The sequence below is a fragment of the Streptomyces sp. NPDC022552 genome (assembly GCF_055561875.1).
Window position 1 is genome coordinate 331,226 of sequence record NZ_JBVHGJ010000003.1, and the last position, 15,344, is coordinate 346,569.

Genomic DNA, 15,344 nt, shown 5'->3' on the forward strand with positions numbered 1-15,344 from the left:
GCGGCCCCGTTACGGCGAGGCCGTCTCCTTGGGCTCCGTCGCTTCGAACCGCGCCTCCCTCACGACACACCTCGGCTCGCCGCCCTCGATCGGCCGGAATCCCACGACGACGGCCCGGTCCGTCGCGCCCGGCGACAGGTCCTCGACGGCCGGGTAGCGCGTCTCGACGAACCGGCCCTCCCGGTCCTGGAAGTCGAGCATCACGGTGTACGTACCCTTGCCGGCCGCCTGGCTGGTGACCGTCAACTCCGCGACCGGCCGCTGCGACACGGGGTCCACCGCACACCGGGCCACCGTCACGTCGTCCGACGGGAACCGCATGTCCTCGTGGTTCTCCCCGTAGACGTACACGAACCCGACCAGCAGGCCGACGGGCGCCAGCACCACCACCGAGCCCACCACGACCAGCAGAACGATCGCCCACCGCGGCACCTCGCCACCCCCTCCCCAGAGTGCGATCACGGTACACGCGGGCCTGCGCGGGCCCGTTCTCCCCCACACCCGCCCCCCCCGCACTCCGGTTCTGTACCGGGATCACCACTTCACCCCCCGTCCACCCAACTCCCCCTGGAATGTGGGCTTCCGTGAGCAACCTGCCCTCGTGAGACGCATCCTGGGAATCGTCCTTGCCGTCCTGCTCCTGGGCGGCGTGGCCGCCGTCCTCGTGGCGGGCGGCGACAAGGACAAGGGCACGGCAACGAAGACTGTGCGAGGAGTGATCGGGTCGGAGAAGGCGGAGTTCTTCGCCGACCCGAAGGTCGTGAAGGCCCTGGCCGACAAGGGCTTCACCGTACGGACGGAGACCTCAGGGTCCTGGGACATGGAGGAGCTGCCCCTCAAGGGCCACGACTTCGCGTTCCCGTCCTCCAAGGCGCCCGCCGACGAGCTGCGGTCCAAGGAGAACGTGAAGGGCGCCGCGCTGCGGCCCTTCTACTCGCCGCTGGTCGTCGTCGCCCATCGCGCCGCCGCCGAGGTCCTCGCCGACAACGGTCTGGTGCAGCTGGGCTCCGGGGGCCAGACGGGCACCCTGCTCATGGACCCCTATCTGAAGGCCGCGAAGGCGGACAGGACCTGGCAGCAGCTCAAGGGAGCGAGCGGCCACCCCGAGCTGAGCGGCACGGTCTTCATCACCTCGACCGACCCCATCGCCTCCAACTCCGGCGCCCTCTACCTCGCCGCGGCCGGCTATGTCGCCGACGGCGGCAAGGTCGCCGGCGACAAGGCGGCCGTGGACCGCACGGCGCCGCTGCTGCGGAAGCTGATCGGGGTCCAGGGCGCCCAGCAGTCGAGCTCCGACGCACCCTTCCGGGACTTCGTCAGCGGCGTCGGCAATCCGCTGGTGCTCGTGTACGAGTCCCAGGTGGCCTCCCCGCTCATGGCCAAGCAGCAGATGGGCGATCTCGTGGTGCTCTACCCGGACACCACGGTGATCAGCGACCACACGCTCGTACCGCTCACCGAGAACGGCCGGGCCGTCGGCGAACTCCTGACCTCCGACCCGGAGTTGCGCAAGCTCGCGGTACGTCACGGCTTCCGCCCGCAGGGCGCGGCCGCCGAGTTCACGGCCGCGACCGCGGGCCTCAAGGACCGCCTCAACCAGACACTGACCGGGGTCCGCCAGGCGCCCGTGCCCACCAGCGAGGTGCTGCACGAGATGGCACAGCGGGCCCGCAACCAGGGGGACTCCGCATGACCACGCCCAACGACCCTGCCACCGCGCAACTGATCCTCACCCCGCCCGAGCCGGTGCCCCCGGTCCGTACCGAGCAGGCCTCCGGCCTGGTCCCGCTGGACGAGTCCGTCGTCACGGAGATGAGCCGGCGCGCGGTCGAGTACGTCGGCTCGCTCGCCGGGCTCGACACCCGTTCGCCCGAGTTCGCGGGCCGTATCGGGGAGATCGCGGCGCTCGGGGCGGGCGAGATGCGCAGTGCGGCCGCCCAGTCGAACCGCATGCTCGACCGGACGGTCCGTTCGCTCGGCGAGGGCGGCGGGGACGCCCGGTCCCGGGTCGGTGCCTCGCTCGTCGAGCTGCGCCGCACCGTCGAGGACCTCGACCCGCGTGACACCCCCGGGAAGGGGGCGCGCCGGTTCCTGTCCAAGCTGCCGGGCGGCAACAAGCTGCGCGACCACGTCGCCAAGTACGCCTCGTCCCAAGGGACGTTGACCAAGATCGTGGGCGCGCTGCGCGGCGGCCAGGACGAGCTGCGCCGCGACAACGCGGCGTTGCAGACCGAGCGGGCCCGGCTCTGGGAGACCATGGGCAAGCTCCAGGAGTACGCGGTGCTCACCGAGGCCCTCGACGGGGCCGTCGAGGAGCGCATCGCCCTCACCCCGGACCCGGTAGCGGCGGACGCGCTCCGCTCGGACGTGCTCTTCCCGGTCCGCCAGAAGCACCAGGACCTGCTGACCCAGCTGGCCGTATGCGCCCAGGGGTATCTGGCGATGGACGTGGTCCGGCGCAACAACGACGAGCTGATCAAGGGCGTCGAACGGGCGGCGACGACCACGGTCTCGGCGCTGCGGATCGCGGTCATGCTCTCCTCCGCGCTGGAGAACCAGCGCAAGGTGGCCGAGCAGGTCGATGTGCTCCGCTCGACGACCGAGGACCTGATCCGCGGGAACGCGGAGATGCTGGCGACGCAGAGCGGTGAGATCCAGCGCATCGCGGCGGACCCGGCGGTGGGCGCGGAGACGCTGCGCACGGCGTTCCAGCAGATCTACCGGACGCTCGACGCGATCGACACGTACAAGGTCCAGGCGACCGAGTCCATGGCGGCGACGGTCGAGTCCCTGACCGCCGAACTCCGGTCGGCCGGCTCGTATCTGGACCGTACCCGCCGCACGAGCGCCCTGGAAGGCGGCCTCGCATGAGATCCCTCCGCCGCCGTGTGACGGCCGCCGTCGCCCTTCTGGCCACCCTGACGGTGGCCGCCTGCACCGCCGACGGCACGGACGCCGGCGGCACGGGTGACGACGGCGCCGCCTCCCCCCGTACGCTGCGCGTCCTCGCCTCCTCCGAGCTGGCCGACATGGAGCCGGTCCTCGAAGAGGCCCGGAAGGCGACCGGGGTCACCGTCGAGCCGACCTACGTCGGCACGCTCGACGCCGTCGAGCAGATCGCGTCCGGTGCCGCCGAGAAGGCGTACGACGCGGTCTGGCTCTCCTCCAACGACTATCTGCGGCTGCGCCCCGACACCGCGAAGAAGATCACCGGCGAGACGCCGGTCATGACCTCGCCGGTGGCCCTCGGCATCCGCCCGGCGGCCGTGACCCGCCTCGGCTGGGACCCGGCGAAGGTCACCTGGTCGCAGATCCACCAGGCCGTCGCCGAGAAGAAGCTCGGGTACGGGATGACGGACCCGGCCCGGTCCAACTCGGGGTTCTCCGCCCTGGTCTCCATCGCCTCCGGTCTCTCCGGCGCCCAGTCCGCGCTCACCGAGAAGGACGTCGCCGCGGCCACGCCGAAGCTCAAGGAGTTCTTCGGCGGCCAGAAGCTGACCTCCGGCTCCTCGGGGTGGCTGGCGACCGCCTGGTCCCGCCGTACCGACGTGGACGCGCTGATCAACTACGAGTCGGTGCTGCTCAATGGGCCCGAGAAGCTCACGGTCGTCCGTCCCGCCGACGGTGTGGTCACCGCCGACTACCCCTTCACCCTCCTCACCTCCGCGAGCGCCGACGCGAAACAGGCGGCCGCGAGCCTCACCGCGCATCTGCGCACCCCGGCCGCCCAGCGGATGATCACCAATCGGACCCTGCGCCGCCCGGTGGTCCCAGGCGTGGAGCTCGCCGAGCCGCTCACCGCCGACCAGCGCCGCGAACTGCCCTTCCCCGGCAGCCGCGCCGTCGCCGACGGCCTCCTCGACGCGTACGAGAACAAGCTCCGCCGCCCTTCGCGCACGGTCTACGTCCTCGACACCTCGGGCTCGATGGCGGGCGACCGGCTCCCCCGGCTGAGGTCGGCGCTCGCCGAGCTGACCGGGGACTTCCGGGACCGCGAGACGGTCACCCTGATGCCCTTCGGCTCCTCGGTGAAGCGGAACGAGGTCCGTACGTACACGGTCGACCCGGCCGCCCCGGACAAGGCCATCGAGGCCATGCGCGCGCAGGCGAGCGGGCTCACCGCCTCGGGCGGCACGGCGATCTACTCCAGCCTCAAGGAGGCGTACTCCCAGCTCGGCAGCGACACCGCCGACGACACGTTCACGTCGATCGTGCTGATGACGGACGGCGAGAACACCGACGGCGACCCGGCCGGCGCGTTCGACGCCTTCTTCAAGAGCCAGTCGCCCGCCCAGCAGCGGACGCCGGTCTTCCCGATCCTCTTCGGGGACTCCGACCGCGCCGAACTCGACCACATCGCGACCCTCACCGGCGGCCGGCTCTTCGACGCGAACAAGGGCTCGCTGGACGGAGCTTTCGAGGAGATCCGTGGCTACCAGTAATCCGGTCCTGCGGTTCCTGGAGTCCCGCAAGAACCTCACCGGCAGCGCCTGCGGCATCGTGGGGCTCGCCCTCTCCCTCACCGGTGCGGCCGGCTCCCTGTGGCCGCTGGTCGTCGTCGGCCTGTACGCCGCCGGCGCGCTGATCGCCCCGCCCGAGCGGCCGCCCGCCCCGGCGTTCCCGGACGCGGCCGAGCAGCTCGACGCCCTGCGGACGGACTTCGCGACCCTGCGGGAGTACCTCACCGAGGTCGAGCTGCCGTCGGCGGCGGCCGACCGTCTCACCGAGCTGGACGAGCTGGTCGAGGCGCTCCTCGCGCCGGGCTGGGTCAGCGACCCGGAGCACCTGCACGTCCTGGCGCGCGCGGTGCGCCAGGACATCCCGGAGGCGGTGGACACGTTCGTACGGACCCGCTGGTGGCACCGGGTCACGCCGGGTTCCGAGGCCCCCGAGTCCCATCTGGAACGCCAGCTGGCCGCGCTCCACGAGGAGGCCTCGGCCATCGCCGCCGCCCTTCAGGACGCGGAGGCGATCCGGCAGCAGACGCACACGCGCTATCTGGAGGAACGCGGAAAGTCCTGACCTGACACCTCTCCGTGGCATGGCCGGGGAAAGATCCACATCCCACCGTCACGATCGGTTATGTTCCGGCCATGACCCCGGATCATGCTTCCGCACCGATTTCTGCCTCCCGCCGCACGGTCCTCACGGCCCTGGCCGCGGCGGCGACGGCGGGCTCCCCGCTGCTCGCCCAACTGGCCACCGCCACCCCGGCGAACGCGGTGGAGCTCGAGTACCCCTCGAACACCGCGCTCTACCGTGAGCTGGCCGGCCAGGAGGGCACCACCTTCAGCCGCCGGTTCCGGCGCCACGAGCAGTTCGACACCTCGATGACCACCGTCGCCCCGTTCCGGCGCACCGCGATCCTCGCGCTGCACGGCGGTGGCATCGAGATCGGCACCAGCGAACTCTGCCTGGGCATCGCCGGCTACAGCCCGGGCGACGCCGCGGGCGCCCCGGTCCTGCCGACCACGCACGACTACTGGATGTTCGAGGGCCTGCTCTCCGCCGGCAACAAGGACCTCCACGTCACCTCGAAGAACTGCGACGACCATGTGGCCCTGGCGACGGCGGCGGGCCATCTCAACGTACTCAGCCTGCACGGCTGCACGTTCGACCAGCTGAAGCTGCCCACCGGCACGTACCCCCCGGCCGGCGACCGCCGGATGGCGGTCGTCGGCGGCCGCAACCAGGCCTTCCGTACGGCACTGGTGACGGAGCTGAACGCGGCCGGCTTCCCGGCGATCGACTCCCTCGCACCCGCCTGGGCCACGCTGCTCACGGAGTACAACGGCGACCACGCCGCGAACCCCTGCAACCGGACCATGCTCGGCATGGGCGCGCAGCTGGAGCTCACCACCGAGCTGCGCAAGAGCCTCTTCGACGACCCGGACAGCCGGGGCGGCCGGGCGAGCAGCTGGAACGGCGACTTCGTGAGGCTCCGTGACGCGTGCCGCCGGGCGATCGCGACGGTCGAGGCCGGTCAGCCGCTGCTCTGAGGCGCCCCCCGCGGACATGCACCGGCCCCCGGAGCCGTGAGGGGGCTCCGGGGGCCGGTGTGCGTCGCAGCGAGCCGTTCGTGACCCCACTGGTCAGGGCGGTGTTCGGGGCGACTCGCCACGAGTCTTCGGTGGTACCTCAGAGTGGTACCTCAGGGGTACGGGCTCAGCCCAGGCGCTCGACCAGCGCGCGGTACTCGTCCCACAGCTCCTTCGGCGTGTGGTCGCCGAAGGTGTTGAGGTGCTCGGGGACCAGGGCGGCCTCCTCGCGCCAGACGTCGCGGTCGACCTTGAGCAGGAACTCCAGGTCCTCCGCCGGCAGGTCCAGGCCCTCGGTGTCGAGCGCGTCGGCGGTCGGGAGGATGCCGATCGGGGTCTCGACGCCCTCGGCCTTGCCCTCCAGGCGCTCCACGATCCACTTCAGGACGCGGCTGTTCTCGCCGAAGCCGGGCCAGACGAACTTGCCGGCCTCGTTCTTGCGGAACCAGTTGACGTAGTAGATCTTCGGGAGCTTCGCGGCGTCCGCGTCGGCTCCGACCTTGATCCAGTGCGCCATGTAGTCGCCCATGTTGTAGCCGCAGAACGGCAGCATGGCGAACGGGTCGCGGCGCAGCTCGCCGACCTTGCCCTCGGCGGCGGCGGTCTTCTCGGAGGCGACGTTCGCGCCGAGGAAGACACCGTGCTGCCAGGTGAAGGACTCGGTGACCAGCGGCACGGCGGAGGCGCGGCGGCCGCCGAAGAGGATCGCCGAGATCGGCACGCCCTTCGGGTCCTCCCACTCCGGGGCGATGGTCGGGCACTGACCGGCCGGGACGGTGAAGCGGGCGTTCGGGTGGGCGGCCGGGGTCTCGGACTCCGGCGTCCAGTCGTTGCCCTTCCAGTCGGTGAGGTGCTTGGGCAGTTCCTCGGTCATGCCCTCCCACCAGACGTCGCCGTCGTCGGTGAGCGCGACGTTGGTGAAGACGGAGTTGCCCCAGAGGGTCTTCATGGCGTTGGCGTTGGTGTGCTCACCGGTGCCGGGCGCGACGCCGAAGAAGCCGGCCTCGGGGTTGATCGCGTAGAGGCGGCCGTCCTCGCCGAAACGCATCCAGGCGATGTCGTCGCCGATGGTCTCGACCGTCCAGCCGGAGATCGTGGGCTCCAGCATGGCGAGGTTGGTCTTGCCACAGGCGGACGGGAAGGCGGCGGCGACGTACTTCGCCTCGCCCTGCGGCGGGGTGAGCTTCAGGACCAGCATGTGCTCGGCGAGCCAGCCCTCGTCACGCGCCATGACGGAGGCGATGCGCAGCGCGTAGCACTTCTTGCCGAGCAGGGCGTTGCCGCCGTAGCCGGAGCCGTACGACCAGATCTCGCGGGTCTCGGGGAAGTGCGAGATGTACTTGGTGGAGTTGCAGGGCCACGGCACGTCCTCCTGGCCCTCGGCCAGGGGAGCGCCCAGGGTGTGGACGGCCTTCACGAAGAAGCCGTCGGTGCCGAGCTCGTCGAGGACGGCCTGTCCCATGCGGGTCATGGTGCGCATGGAGGCGGCGACGTACGCGGAGTCGGTGATCTCGACGCCGATGGCGGAGAGCGGGGAGCCGACCGGGCCCATGCAGAAGGGCACGACGTACATGGTGCGGCCCTTCATGGAGCCGCGGAAGATGCCCTCCTCACCGGCGAAGATCTCCTTCATCTCCGCGGGGGCCTTCCAGTGGTTGGTCGGGCCCGCGTCCTCCTCCTTCTCGGAGCAGATGAAGGTCCGGTCCTCGACGCGCGCGACGTCGGACGGGTCGGAGGCGGCGTAGTAGGAGTTCGGGCGCAGCGTGGGGTCGAGCTTCTTGAACGTGCCCTTGGCGACGAGCTCCTCGCACAGGCGCTCGTACTCGGCCTCGGATCCGTCGCACCAGACGATGCTGTCCGGCTGCGTGATCTCGGCGATCTCGTTCACCCAGGCGACCAGTTCCTGGTGCTGGGTGGGGACGGCGGTGGTGGGAGCCGCGTTCTCGCGCGCCACGATTGCTCCTTGATGAGGGGTTTTTAGATGTCTGCCCCGTGGGGGCTGCGACCCGGATGCGTCGTAGCTGCTCATCCGGTGCCGACCACACTCATTTGATCATCCGACGCAAGTGCCCATATGTCCAGAGGGCCGCCCACGTGAGCATCGCCACTCCCGTTCGGGACCTACGGGTGCGTAGGTAGCATTCGTCTCATGACTTCAGCCATGCCCTCGGTGAACGAGATCGAGCAGTTCGTGAAGCCGCGGCTCAGAGGCTGGCTGCACGCCGGGATGTTCCCCGCCGTGATCATCGCGGGGGTGATCCTGGTCGCCCTCTCCCACTCGCCCCGCGCCCGGATCGCCTGTGGCGTGTACGTCGTCACGGCCTGCCTGCTCTTCGGCATCAGCGCGCTCTACCACCGGGGCACCTGGGGACCGCGCGGCGAGGCGATCCTGCGGCGCCTGGATCACGCCAACATCTTCCTGATCATCGCGGGCACCTACACCCCACTGACCCTGCTGCTCCTGCCCGACTCGACCGGGCGCCCGCTCATGTGGGCGGTCTGGATCGCCGCGGCGGCGGGCATCGCCTTCCGGGTCTTCTGGGTCGGTGCCCCTCGCTGGCTGTACACGCCCTGCTACATCGCGATGGGCTGGGCGGCGGTCTTCTTCCTGCCCGACTTCATGCGGGCCGGCGGCGTCGCCGTCCTCGTCCTGGTGATCGTCGGCGGGCTGCTCTACAGCGCGGGCGGGGTCATCTACGGCATGAAGCGCCCGAACCCGTCACCCCGCTGGTTCGGCTTCCACGAGGTCTTCCACTCATTGACCCTCGCGGCCTTCATCGTCCACTACATCGGCATCTCGCTGGTCGCCTACAACGCCTGAGCCGACCGGATCGCCGACACCCTCAGGGTGCGTCCGGCACGCCGAGCGCACCCCTGACGACCTGGCCCGACTCCGGATTGTCCGCGCACCCGTACACCCCGTGCGGGCAGTAGTCCGTGAACGTCTGGTACACCGGCCGGTGCCGCGCGAACCAGTCGAGCATCCCCCGTACGTAGGCCGGATTGTCCCCGTTGCGGAAGAGCCCCCACTCCGGGTACGAGACGGGCTTGCCGTGCTCCGCCGCGAACCGCACATGGTGCGCGAGCCCGAAGTCCTCGGTCACCTGCTCCTCGAACCCGACCCCCTCGGGCTGGTCGTACGCGTCGAGCCCGATGATGTCGACGTACGCGTCGCCCGGGTAGCACCGCGGCCACTCGACGGCGTCCCGCCCCCGGCTCGCGGTGAAGTCGAACCGGAACCGCTGCCCCGGCACGTCCCGCAGCACGCCCACGACCCGCTGCCAGTACGCCTTCCAGGCCTCGGGGTCCGGCCCGCAGCGATGGCTGTAGGTGGTGCCGTTCATCTCCCAGCCCAGAACGAGGACGGCGTCGGGGAGCCGGTGCGCCACGAGCCGCTCCCCCAGGGCGCGGAAGTGCGCGTCGTACGCGCCCCCCGCGCCGCTCCTGAGACCCGCCCGGACCTCCTCGTCGGGCAGCCCCTCCTCGCTGCGGTCGAGCAGCGGCACGTTCAGGACGAAGAGCCGCCCGGGCCGCTCCTCCTTCCACCGCGCCCACGGCTCGAAGAGCGCGGGATGCCCCTCGATGTTCGACCAGTGGTCGCCCGGCAGATAGGTGTGCCCGACGGTCAGCGAGGTCCCGCCGAGCCAGCGCTGCACCTCGGCGATCCGCAGCACCCCGGCCGCGTCGGAACCGGTGAAGAACCCGGACGGCACGTCCGGCCGCTCCGGTACGGGAGCGGCCGCGCGGTCCCCGGGCGCGAGCCGGGCGGCGGGCAGCAGGACGAGCGCGAGAACGGCCGCGAGCAGCACCGTCAGTGCGGCCCGCGGCCAGGAGGGAAGGGTCACGTCAGCTGGTCCAGAAGTCCCACCACCGGGTCAGGATCAGCATCCCGATGATCCCGACGTGCAGCACCGGCAGCGCGAAGGTGAAGTCCTCGAAGAACCCCTTCACGGCGGCGGGCGCCGGCAGGACGCCCGTACGGACGTTGTGCGAGGTCACGTACCAGAACATGACGAGCGTGGCGGTCCAGGCCAGGCAGCACCACAGACAGAGCGCGTTGATCTCGTACAGCGACTGCTGCATCAGCCAGGTGCAGAACCCGACGCCGAAGAGCATCCCGGCGTTGAGTCCGAGCCAGAACCAGCCACGGTAGCGGGCCCCCGCGAGCAGCCCGGCGCCGATCGCGACGACCATCCCGTACGTCACGAGACCGAGCATCGGGTTCGGGAAGCCGAACACCGTCGCCTGCTCGCTCTTCATGATGTTGCCGCAGGACACGACCGGGTTGAGGCTGCAGCCCGGCTGGAAGTTCGGATCCTCCAGGAGCTTGAACTTGTCGATCGTGATGACCCAGCCGGCCAGCACCCCGGCCGCCCCGGTGATCACGAGCAGCAGGCCGAGGGCCCGGCTCGCGCCGACCGCCCCCGCGCTCTCCGGGGACTCCTCCTGCCGCTGGCCCGGGACCCCGCCGCGTACGTTCACCGTCGCCATGCCGCCACCCCCTCTCCGTCGCTCTCCGCTCAGCCCTGCAGGCGCCGCACCGGCAGCAGGACGTGCGCCGCGGCGCCGACGACCTGGTCGTCGGTGACGAAGCTCTTCAGCCGCTCCTCCGTGACCGCCTCGCCGGGCACGGCGTCGGGCCAGGGGCGCACCGAGCAGATCAGATAGACGTGCCCGTTCTCCTTGGCGGCCGCCTCCCACTCCGCGGGCACCGGGCACTGCGCCTTCATGAACGGCAGCGTGAGCACGGCCCGCTGGGCCTCGACGAGCAGATGGGCGCCGGTCGCGCGCTCCTGCGAGGCGTCGACGACCCGGTCCCCGAGCGGCAGACCCATGCCTTCGAGGGCGGCCTTCATGGCTTCCTCACCGGCCTCGGGGCCGTCCCGGCCGTCCCCGAGGGAATACACCATCAGAAAAGGAGTGACGGGGGTGTCGTCGGTGGGACCGATGGTCCACGGAACGACGGTGAGCGTTCCCAGCGGATTGTCGCTGCGCGCCGCGGAAACGGCGGAGGGAGAAGTCATGGACCCGGATGCTAGTGGTCGAACAGCCGCCTCCCCGCGCTGAATTCACTCGAACGGCCGACATTCCACCCGCTGGCATTTCCCTCGCAACGAAGTCGGGTTTCCATCGTTGTGCCCTGAGGGCATTCTCCGACCACTTGGAGATCACTCATGATCGTCCCGCGCCGTGCCGCACTGCGGTCCCTCTTCACCCTGGCCGTCGCCGCCTTCACCGGCGGCGCCCTGGCCCGCATCGCCGCCACACCACGCGAGGGCCTGCCCCGCGCCTCGGGCGACACCGCCGAGCAGCCGTTCGGGGCGCCCTTCGACGAGATGTACCGCGGGCGCCGCATCCGCAGCCTCGCCGGCCCTTCGGGTGAGCCCCTGGTCCTCGTCGACGGCCGGCCGCTCCATCTGATGCGCCGCGCCGACGGCGGCTTTCTCACCCCCATCGACCACTACGAGTCCCACGCGACACCACTGGCGGCCACCCGCGCGGCCGTGGACGGACTGGGGTCCGAACCGCTGACCCGCTACGCCGCCGCCCACGGCGTCCACCAGGGAGGGAGCCCTCGTGGCGTACACACGTAAGAACCAGCGCGATCTGACGAGCGCCGAGCGGAAGAAGTTCGTCGCCGCCGTCCTGGAGCTCAAGCGCGCCGGCACGTACGACGACTTCGTCCGTACACACATCGACTACTACGTCGCCGACGGGGACAACCGCCTGCGCGTGGCCCATATGACGCCCAGCTTCCTGCCCTGGCACCGCAAGTTCCTGCTGGAGTTCGAGCGGGCGCTGCGCCGGATCGACCCGACCGTCACCGTGCCGTACTGGGACTGGACCCGGGACAACACACCGGCCGCCTCCCTCTGGAGCGAGGACTTCCTGGGCGGCAACGGGCGCCGCGAGGACCTCCAGGTGATGACCGGCCCCTTCGCCTACGCGGGCGGACGGTGGACGGTGAAGCACGGCATGACCGAAGGCCGCTTCCTGACCAGGGACTTCGGCCGCCCCCAGGACCCGATCACGCTGCCCACGAAGGCGCAGCTCGACGAGGTGATGCGGGAGACGGTGTACGACGTCGAGCCCTGGAACTCCACGAGCGGGTCGGGGTTCCGCAACGCGCTGGAGGGCTGGGCCCCGGGCCGGGGCAACACGCGGTTCCGCATCCACAACCGCGTCCACCGCTGGGTCGGCGGTCTGATGCTCGGCGGTGCCTCGGTCAACGACCCGGTGTTCTGGCTCCACCACTCCTTCGTGGACCTCCTCTGGTCGCGCTGGCAGCAGCGCAACCCGCGGGCCGGCTATCTCCCCACGCACCCGCCGCAGCTGGGCGAGTCGCAGTACCGCCGGATCGCGGCCCGCGACGAGAAGATGGGGCCCTGGCAGGTCACCCCGGCCGAGATGCTCGACCACAGCACGATCTACCGGTACGCGTGATCCGAGGTTGCACGCGATCCGCCGGTCCGCATGACAGAACGTCCCCCCGACCGCCTGGGCCGGGGGGACGTTCGAGGACGAGAGCGGGGGCGTCAGCCTCCGTAGCCGCCGTCACCGTGACCGTCGACGTTCGCGCACTGGTTGCCGAACGCCGGGTTGATCAGGCCGATGACCGTGACGGTGTTGCCGCACAGGTTGACCGGCACGTGGACCGGGACCTGGACGGCGTTGCCCGAGCCGACGCCGGGCGAGTGGGCGGCGACACCGTGGGCGCCCGAGTCGGCGACGGCCATGCCGGCTCCGCTGAGGGCAACGGCACCCGTGCCGGCGAGAACAGCGGCAGCCTTCGCGATGCGAGACATCAAGAACTCCTTGGACGTGGAAAGGCGACCGCGAGTATCACGGCCGACATTCCCGTTCAACGCCGAAATGACGTACGGGTCACGGCCTTTACGCCGGACGGGAATGAAAGTGAGGGAAGGCCCGCAGACCCGCTGGGTACGCCCGCCGTCGGATACGACGGGACGAGCCCGGGATCTGTGGGCCACGGCCATGCGACCAGCCTTCCGTTGTAACGAGCAACGACCCCTCGGGTGGCGGGGAAGAATCGTGTCTTCACCCGCCGGGCCATTGGTCGTACAAAAGAACGCCGTCAGGCCGTCGGCTGCGCCAGACCCAGCTGGGAGTCCAGCGCTCCGCGCAGCATCGGAGCGACGACACCGACCTCCGGAACCGCGAGGTCCGGCAGCCCGAGCCGGTCACCGCGCGGTGCGACGACCGGGTTGCCGACCGTGGCGCCGGGGGTGGCGGCCGCCATCTCCGAGCGCGGGGTGGTGAAGAGGGCCTTGCCGGGCTCGCTGCCCTCGACGACCTCGGGCAGCGGGGCCGCGAGGACGGTCTGCGGGAGCGTGCTCGTGAACGGCACCCGGGGCAGGCTGACGTCCGGCAACAGGCCGGCCTGCCCCTCCTGGAAGCCGGTGGGGCCTCCCGGCACGGGCAGGGGCACCCCGCTGGCGACCGTGGGGGCGTCCATCGGGATCACCGGCTCCAGTCCCTGGAGCGGAACGACGACCGGCGCGTCGGCGGCGACGGCGGGGGAGGCCATGGCCGCGGAGGCGAGAGCGGTCATGAGGATTCCCATGCCGGCGTGAGAGCGCAGATTCATGACTGCGTAGGCCCTTCAGAGCAAGTGTCGACGGTACTGAGGTGCTGCGCCATGAGAACGAGCCCGGCGGAGGGAACGTCGCGAAATTCCCCTGAGTGCAGCAACGTCGAAGACCCCCACCGGTGACGGTGGGGGTCTTGGTTGACGCGTCGTCAGTACGGGACGTCAGTGCCGGCGCTCACGCCGTCCGGCGCGGCCGGTGCCCACGATGCGCCCGGCGCGGAGGTAGACGACGGCACCGCCGATGATCAGAGCGGCGCTGACGGCCGCCGCGCCCATCGTCATGGAGTCACCACCGGTGTCGGGGAGGTGGGGCTTGTCGGGACCGTGCGACTCCCCCGGCCCCCCGGGCCCACCGGGGTGGCTGGGCGACGTCGTCGGCGGCTTGGTGGGCGGAGTGGTCGGCGGCTTCGTGGGAGGAGTCGTCGGCGGCTTCGTCGGAGGCGACGTCGGAGGCTTGGTAGGCGGAGTCGTCGGAGGCTTGGTAGGCGGAGTCGTCGGCGGCTTCGTCGGAGGCGACGTCGGCGGCTTGGTAGGCGGAGTCGTCGGCGGCTTCGTCGGAGGCGACGTCGGAGGCTTGGTAGGCGGAGTCGTCGGAGGCTTGGTAGGCGGAGTCGTCGGCGGCTTGGTAGGCGGAGTCGTCGGAGGCGACGTCGGCGGCTTCGTGGGCGGCGACGTCGGCGGCTTCGTGGGCGGCGTGGGGGTCTCGGTGCCCGGACCGTCGTCATCCCCGTAACCGCCGGGCTCGTCCTCGGCCGGCTGGGCGCACAGGTCGCCGAGGTGGACGGAATGGCCGCACAGGTCTTCGGGGAGGGGGATCTGCAGGTGGTGGCCCGGGTCGGGCTCGGGCGAATCACCGTCACCGCTCAGGGAGTTCGCCGCCAGGGCGAGGCCTCCCGTCAGTGACAGGATGCCCGTCGTCGCCACCGCGGTGATCAGCTTCCGGCTGATGATGGATCGCATACCGATCTTCCTCTGGAGAAGGGAGAGACCGGCGGTGACCCCCCTCGCTCCGACCGGCCTGTCCGCGCACTCAGTGCGTCAGTGACTGACGGACTGGTTACGGAACGTCAGGCTCAGGGACACCAGGCAACGGCGCCGCGGACAGCGGCGCGAGGTCGAGCGCTGCCGCCCTCGGTCTCTCCATGGGCCGACCTTCCGTGAGGGGTCGGCGAGAGCCTAGGGAGCGGCACACTGCGGAAGCCGTGACCACACGGCAGCCGATCTGAAAATCATTCGATCAGCCGATCACTGTGGGCAGCGGCATGCGCCTGGCGAGAGCGTCCGCCCGGGCCAGGCGGAGCGAGGTTCCATCCAGGAGGGTCGGGACCGCGTACGCGATCCGCCGCGCCGGGGGACGGCGCGGGTGGAGCAGTCCTGCTGAGGGCTGGTCAGCCGACCGGGAGGCCGCCGAGCAGCGGGGCGTTCTGGGTCGTCTTGTTGAGCTGGTTGGCGGTGTCCCCCACGGTCTTGACCACGGAGCCGTCGGTGGTGCTGCTCAGCGCGTCCGTCTTCAGACCCTCGCTGGCGAGCGTCCCGAGACCACCGTTCAGGCTGGTGGGCATCATCGCCTCGCCGGCCATGGCGGGCGCGGCAGCACCCAGAGCCATCACAGAACCGGCGACGATCGCGGCGACCTTGGTGGGCTTCATGAATCGAATCCTTCCTCTTTGGCGTCACTGTGCAAGCAAGTCGCT

17 protein-coding genes are annotated in these 15,344 nt (G+C 70.8%); 9 read left to right on the top strand and 8 right to left on the bottom strand.

Annotated elements, in window-relative coordinates; translation table 11 throughout:
- Positions 1–9: 9 nt before the first annotated feature.
- Positions 10–462: a hypothetical protein gene (locus tag ACZ3OF_RS11275; RefSeq protein WP_361668098.1), complete on the bottom strand. Its 453-nt coding sequence runs from the start codon at positions 460–462 to the stop codon at positions 10–12.
- 112 nt (positions 463–574) lie between these two features.
- Between ACZ3OF_RS11275 and ACZ3OF_RS11280 the strand changes: the two genes are divergently transcribed.
- The 5 genes from ACZ3OF_RS11280 to ACZ3OF_RS11300 all read left to right on the top strand — a co-directional run bounded on the left by ACZ3OF_RS11280 (position 575) and on the right by ACZ3OF_RS11300 (position 5,999).
- The gene (locus ACZ3OF_RS11280) at positions 575–1,693 is read left to right on the top strand and encodes a hypothetical protein (protein WP_467304160.1); all 1,119 of its coding nucleotides are present in this window, start codon (positions 575–577) and stop codon (positions 1,691–1,693) included.
- A complete protein-coding gene (locus tag ACZ3OF_RS11285; RefSeq protein WP_467304162.1) occupies positions 1,690–2,871 on the top strand; it encodes a toxic anion resistance protein in 1,182 nt (393 codons plus the stop codon). The genes ACZ3OF_RS11280 and ACZ3OF_RS11285 overlap by 4 nt, the downstream gene beginning before the upstream one ends.
- Positions 2,868–4,442: a substrate-binding domain-containing protein gene (locus ACZ3OF_RS11290; RefSeq protein ID WP_467304163.1), complete on the top strand. Its 1,575-nt coding sequence runs from the start codon at positions 2,868–2,870 to the stop codon at positions 4,440–4,442. Before ACZ3OF_RS11285 ends, ACZ3OF_RS11290 begins: the two co-directional genes overlap by 4 nt.
- Positions 4,429–5,022: a hypothetical protein gene (locus ACZ3OF_RS11295; RefSeq protein ID WP_361668090.1), complete on the top strand. Its 594-nt coding sequence runs from the start codon at positions 4,429–4,431 to the stop codon at positions 5,020–5,022. Before ACZ3OF_RS11290 ends, ACZ3OF_RS11295 begins: the two co-directional genes overlap by 14 nt.
- Positions 5,023–5,093: 71 nt before the next feature.
- Positions 5,094–5,999 carry a poly-gamma-glutamate hydrolase family protein gene (locus ACZ3OF_RS11300; RefSeq protein ID WP_467304166.1) on the top strand — a complete coding sequence of 302 codons (906 nt, stop codon included), beginning with the start codon at positions 5,094–5,096 and terminating at the stop codon, positions 5,997–5,999.
- 166 nt (positions 6,000–6,165) lie between these two features.
- Here the strand turns inward: ACZ3OF_RS11300 and ACZ3OF_RS11305 are convergent, their stop codons facing one another.
- Entirely contained in the window at positions 6,166–7,992 is a 1,827-nt protein-coding gene (locus tag ACZ3OF_RS11305) for a phosphoenolpyruvate carboxykinase (GTP) (protein WP_467304168.1), read from the bottom strand.
- 195 nt (positions 7,993–8,187) lie between these two features.
- Here ACZ3OF_RS11305 and trhA point away from each other — a divergent pair, with 195 nt between their 5' ends.
- Positions 8,188–8,859 carry a PAQR family membrane homeostasis protein TrhA gene (trhA, locus tag ACZ3OF_RS11310; RefSeq protein ID WP_467304170.1) on the top strand — a complete coding sequence of 224 codons (672 nt, stop codon included), beginning with the start codon at positions 8,188–8,190 and terminating at the stop codon, positions 8,857–8,859.
- A 22-nt stretch (positions 8,860–8,881) separates the two neighbouring features.
- On the opposite strand, the gene ACZ3OF_RS11315 is transcribed toward trhA, so the two are convergent.
- Genes ACZ3OF_RS11315 through ACZ3OF_RS11325 form a run of 3 tightly spaced genes read right to left on the bottom strand, consistent with a single transcriptional unit; the run spans position 8,882 to position 11,062 of the window.
- Positions 8,882–9,883, bottom strand: a complete 1,002-nt coding sequence (locus ACZ3OF_RS11315; RefSeq protein WP_361668079.1) for a glycoside hydrolase family 26 protein — start codon at positions 9,881–9,883, stop codon at positions 8,882–8,884.
- Between the two features lies 1 nt (position 9,884).
- Complete coding sequence (locus ACZ3OF_RS11320) at positions 9,885–10,529, bottom strand: vitamin K epoxide reductase family protein (protein ID WP_361668076.1); 645 nt, start codon at positions 10,527–10,529, stop codon at positions 9,885–9,887.
- 29 nt (positions 10,530–10,558) lie between these two features.
- Complete coding sequence (locus ACZ3OF_RS11325; protein ID WP_361668073.1) at positions 10,559–11,062, bottom strand: DUF5949 family protein; 504 nt, start codon at positions 11,060–11,062, stop codon at positions 10,559–10,561.
- Between the two features lie 150 nt (positions 11,063–11,212).
- Here ACZ3OF_RS11325 and ACZ3OF_RS11330 point away from each other — a divergent pair, with 150 nt between their 5' ends.
- Together ACZ3OF_RS11330 and ACZ3OF_RS11335 are read left to right on the top strand one after the other, a co-directional pair.
- A complete protein-coding gene (locus ACZ3OF_RS11330; RefSeq protein WP_361668071.1) occupies positions 11,213–11,632 on the top strand; it encodes a tyrosinase family oxidase copper chaperone in 420 nt (139 codons plus the stop codon).
- Positions 11,616–12,482 (top strand): tyrosinase family protein, encoded by an 867-nt coding sequence (locus ACZ3OF_RS11335; protein WP_361668068.1) that lies wholly within the window; start codon positions 11,616–11,618, stop codon positions 12,480–12,482. The genes ACZ3OF_RS11330 and ACZ3OF_RS11335 overlap by 17 nt, the downstream gene beginning before the upstream one ends.
- 92 nt (positions 12,483–12,574) lie before the next feature.
- Here ACZ3OF_RS11335 and ACZ3OF_RS11340 read toward each other — a convergent pair whose 3' ends face one another.
- Together ACZ3OF_RS11340 and ACZ3OF_RS11345 are read right to left on the bottom strand one after the other, a co-directional pair.
- Positions 12,575–12,844 carry a chaplin gene (locus ACZ3OF_RS11340; RefSeq protein ID WP_361668066.1) on the bottom strand — a complete coding sequence of 90 codons (270 nt, stop codon included), beginning with the start codon at positions 12,842–12,844 and terminating at the stop codon, positions 12,575–12,577.
- Positions 12,845–13,134: 290 nt separating this feature from the next.
- Positions 13,135–13,647: a hypothetical protein gene (locus ACZ3OF_RS11345; protein ID WP_361668064.1), complete on the bottom strand. Its 513-nt coding sequence runs from the start codon at positions 13,645–13,647 to the stop codon at positions 13,135–13,137.
- A 397-nt stretch (positions 13,648–14,044) separates the two neighbouring features.
- On the opposite strand from ACZ3OF_RS11345, the gene ACZ3OF_RS11350 reads away from it, so the two are divergent.
- Entirely contained in the window at positions 14,045–14,383 is a 339-nt protein-coding gene (locus ACZ3OF_RS11350; protein ID WP_467304175.1) for a hypothetical protein, read from the top strand.
- Positions 14,384–15,038: 655 nt separating this feature from the next.
- On the opposite strand, the gene ACZ3OF_RS11355 is transcribed toward ACZ3OF_RS11350, so the two are convergent.
- Complete coding sequence (locus tag ACZ3OF_RS11355) at positions 15,039–15,299, bottom strand: hypothetical protein (protein ID WP_361668059.1); 261 nt, start codon at positions 15,297–15,299, stop codon at positions 15,039–15,041.
- Positions 15,300–15,344: the final 45 nt, after the last annotated feature.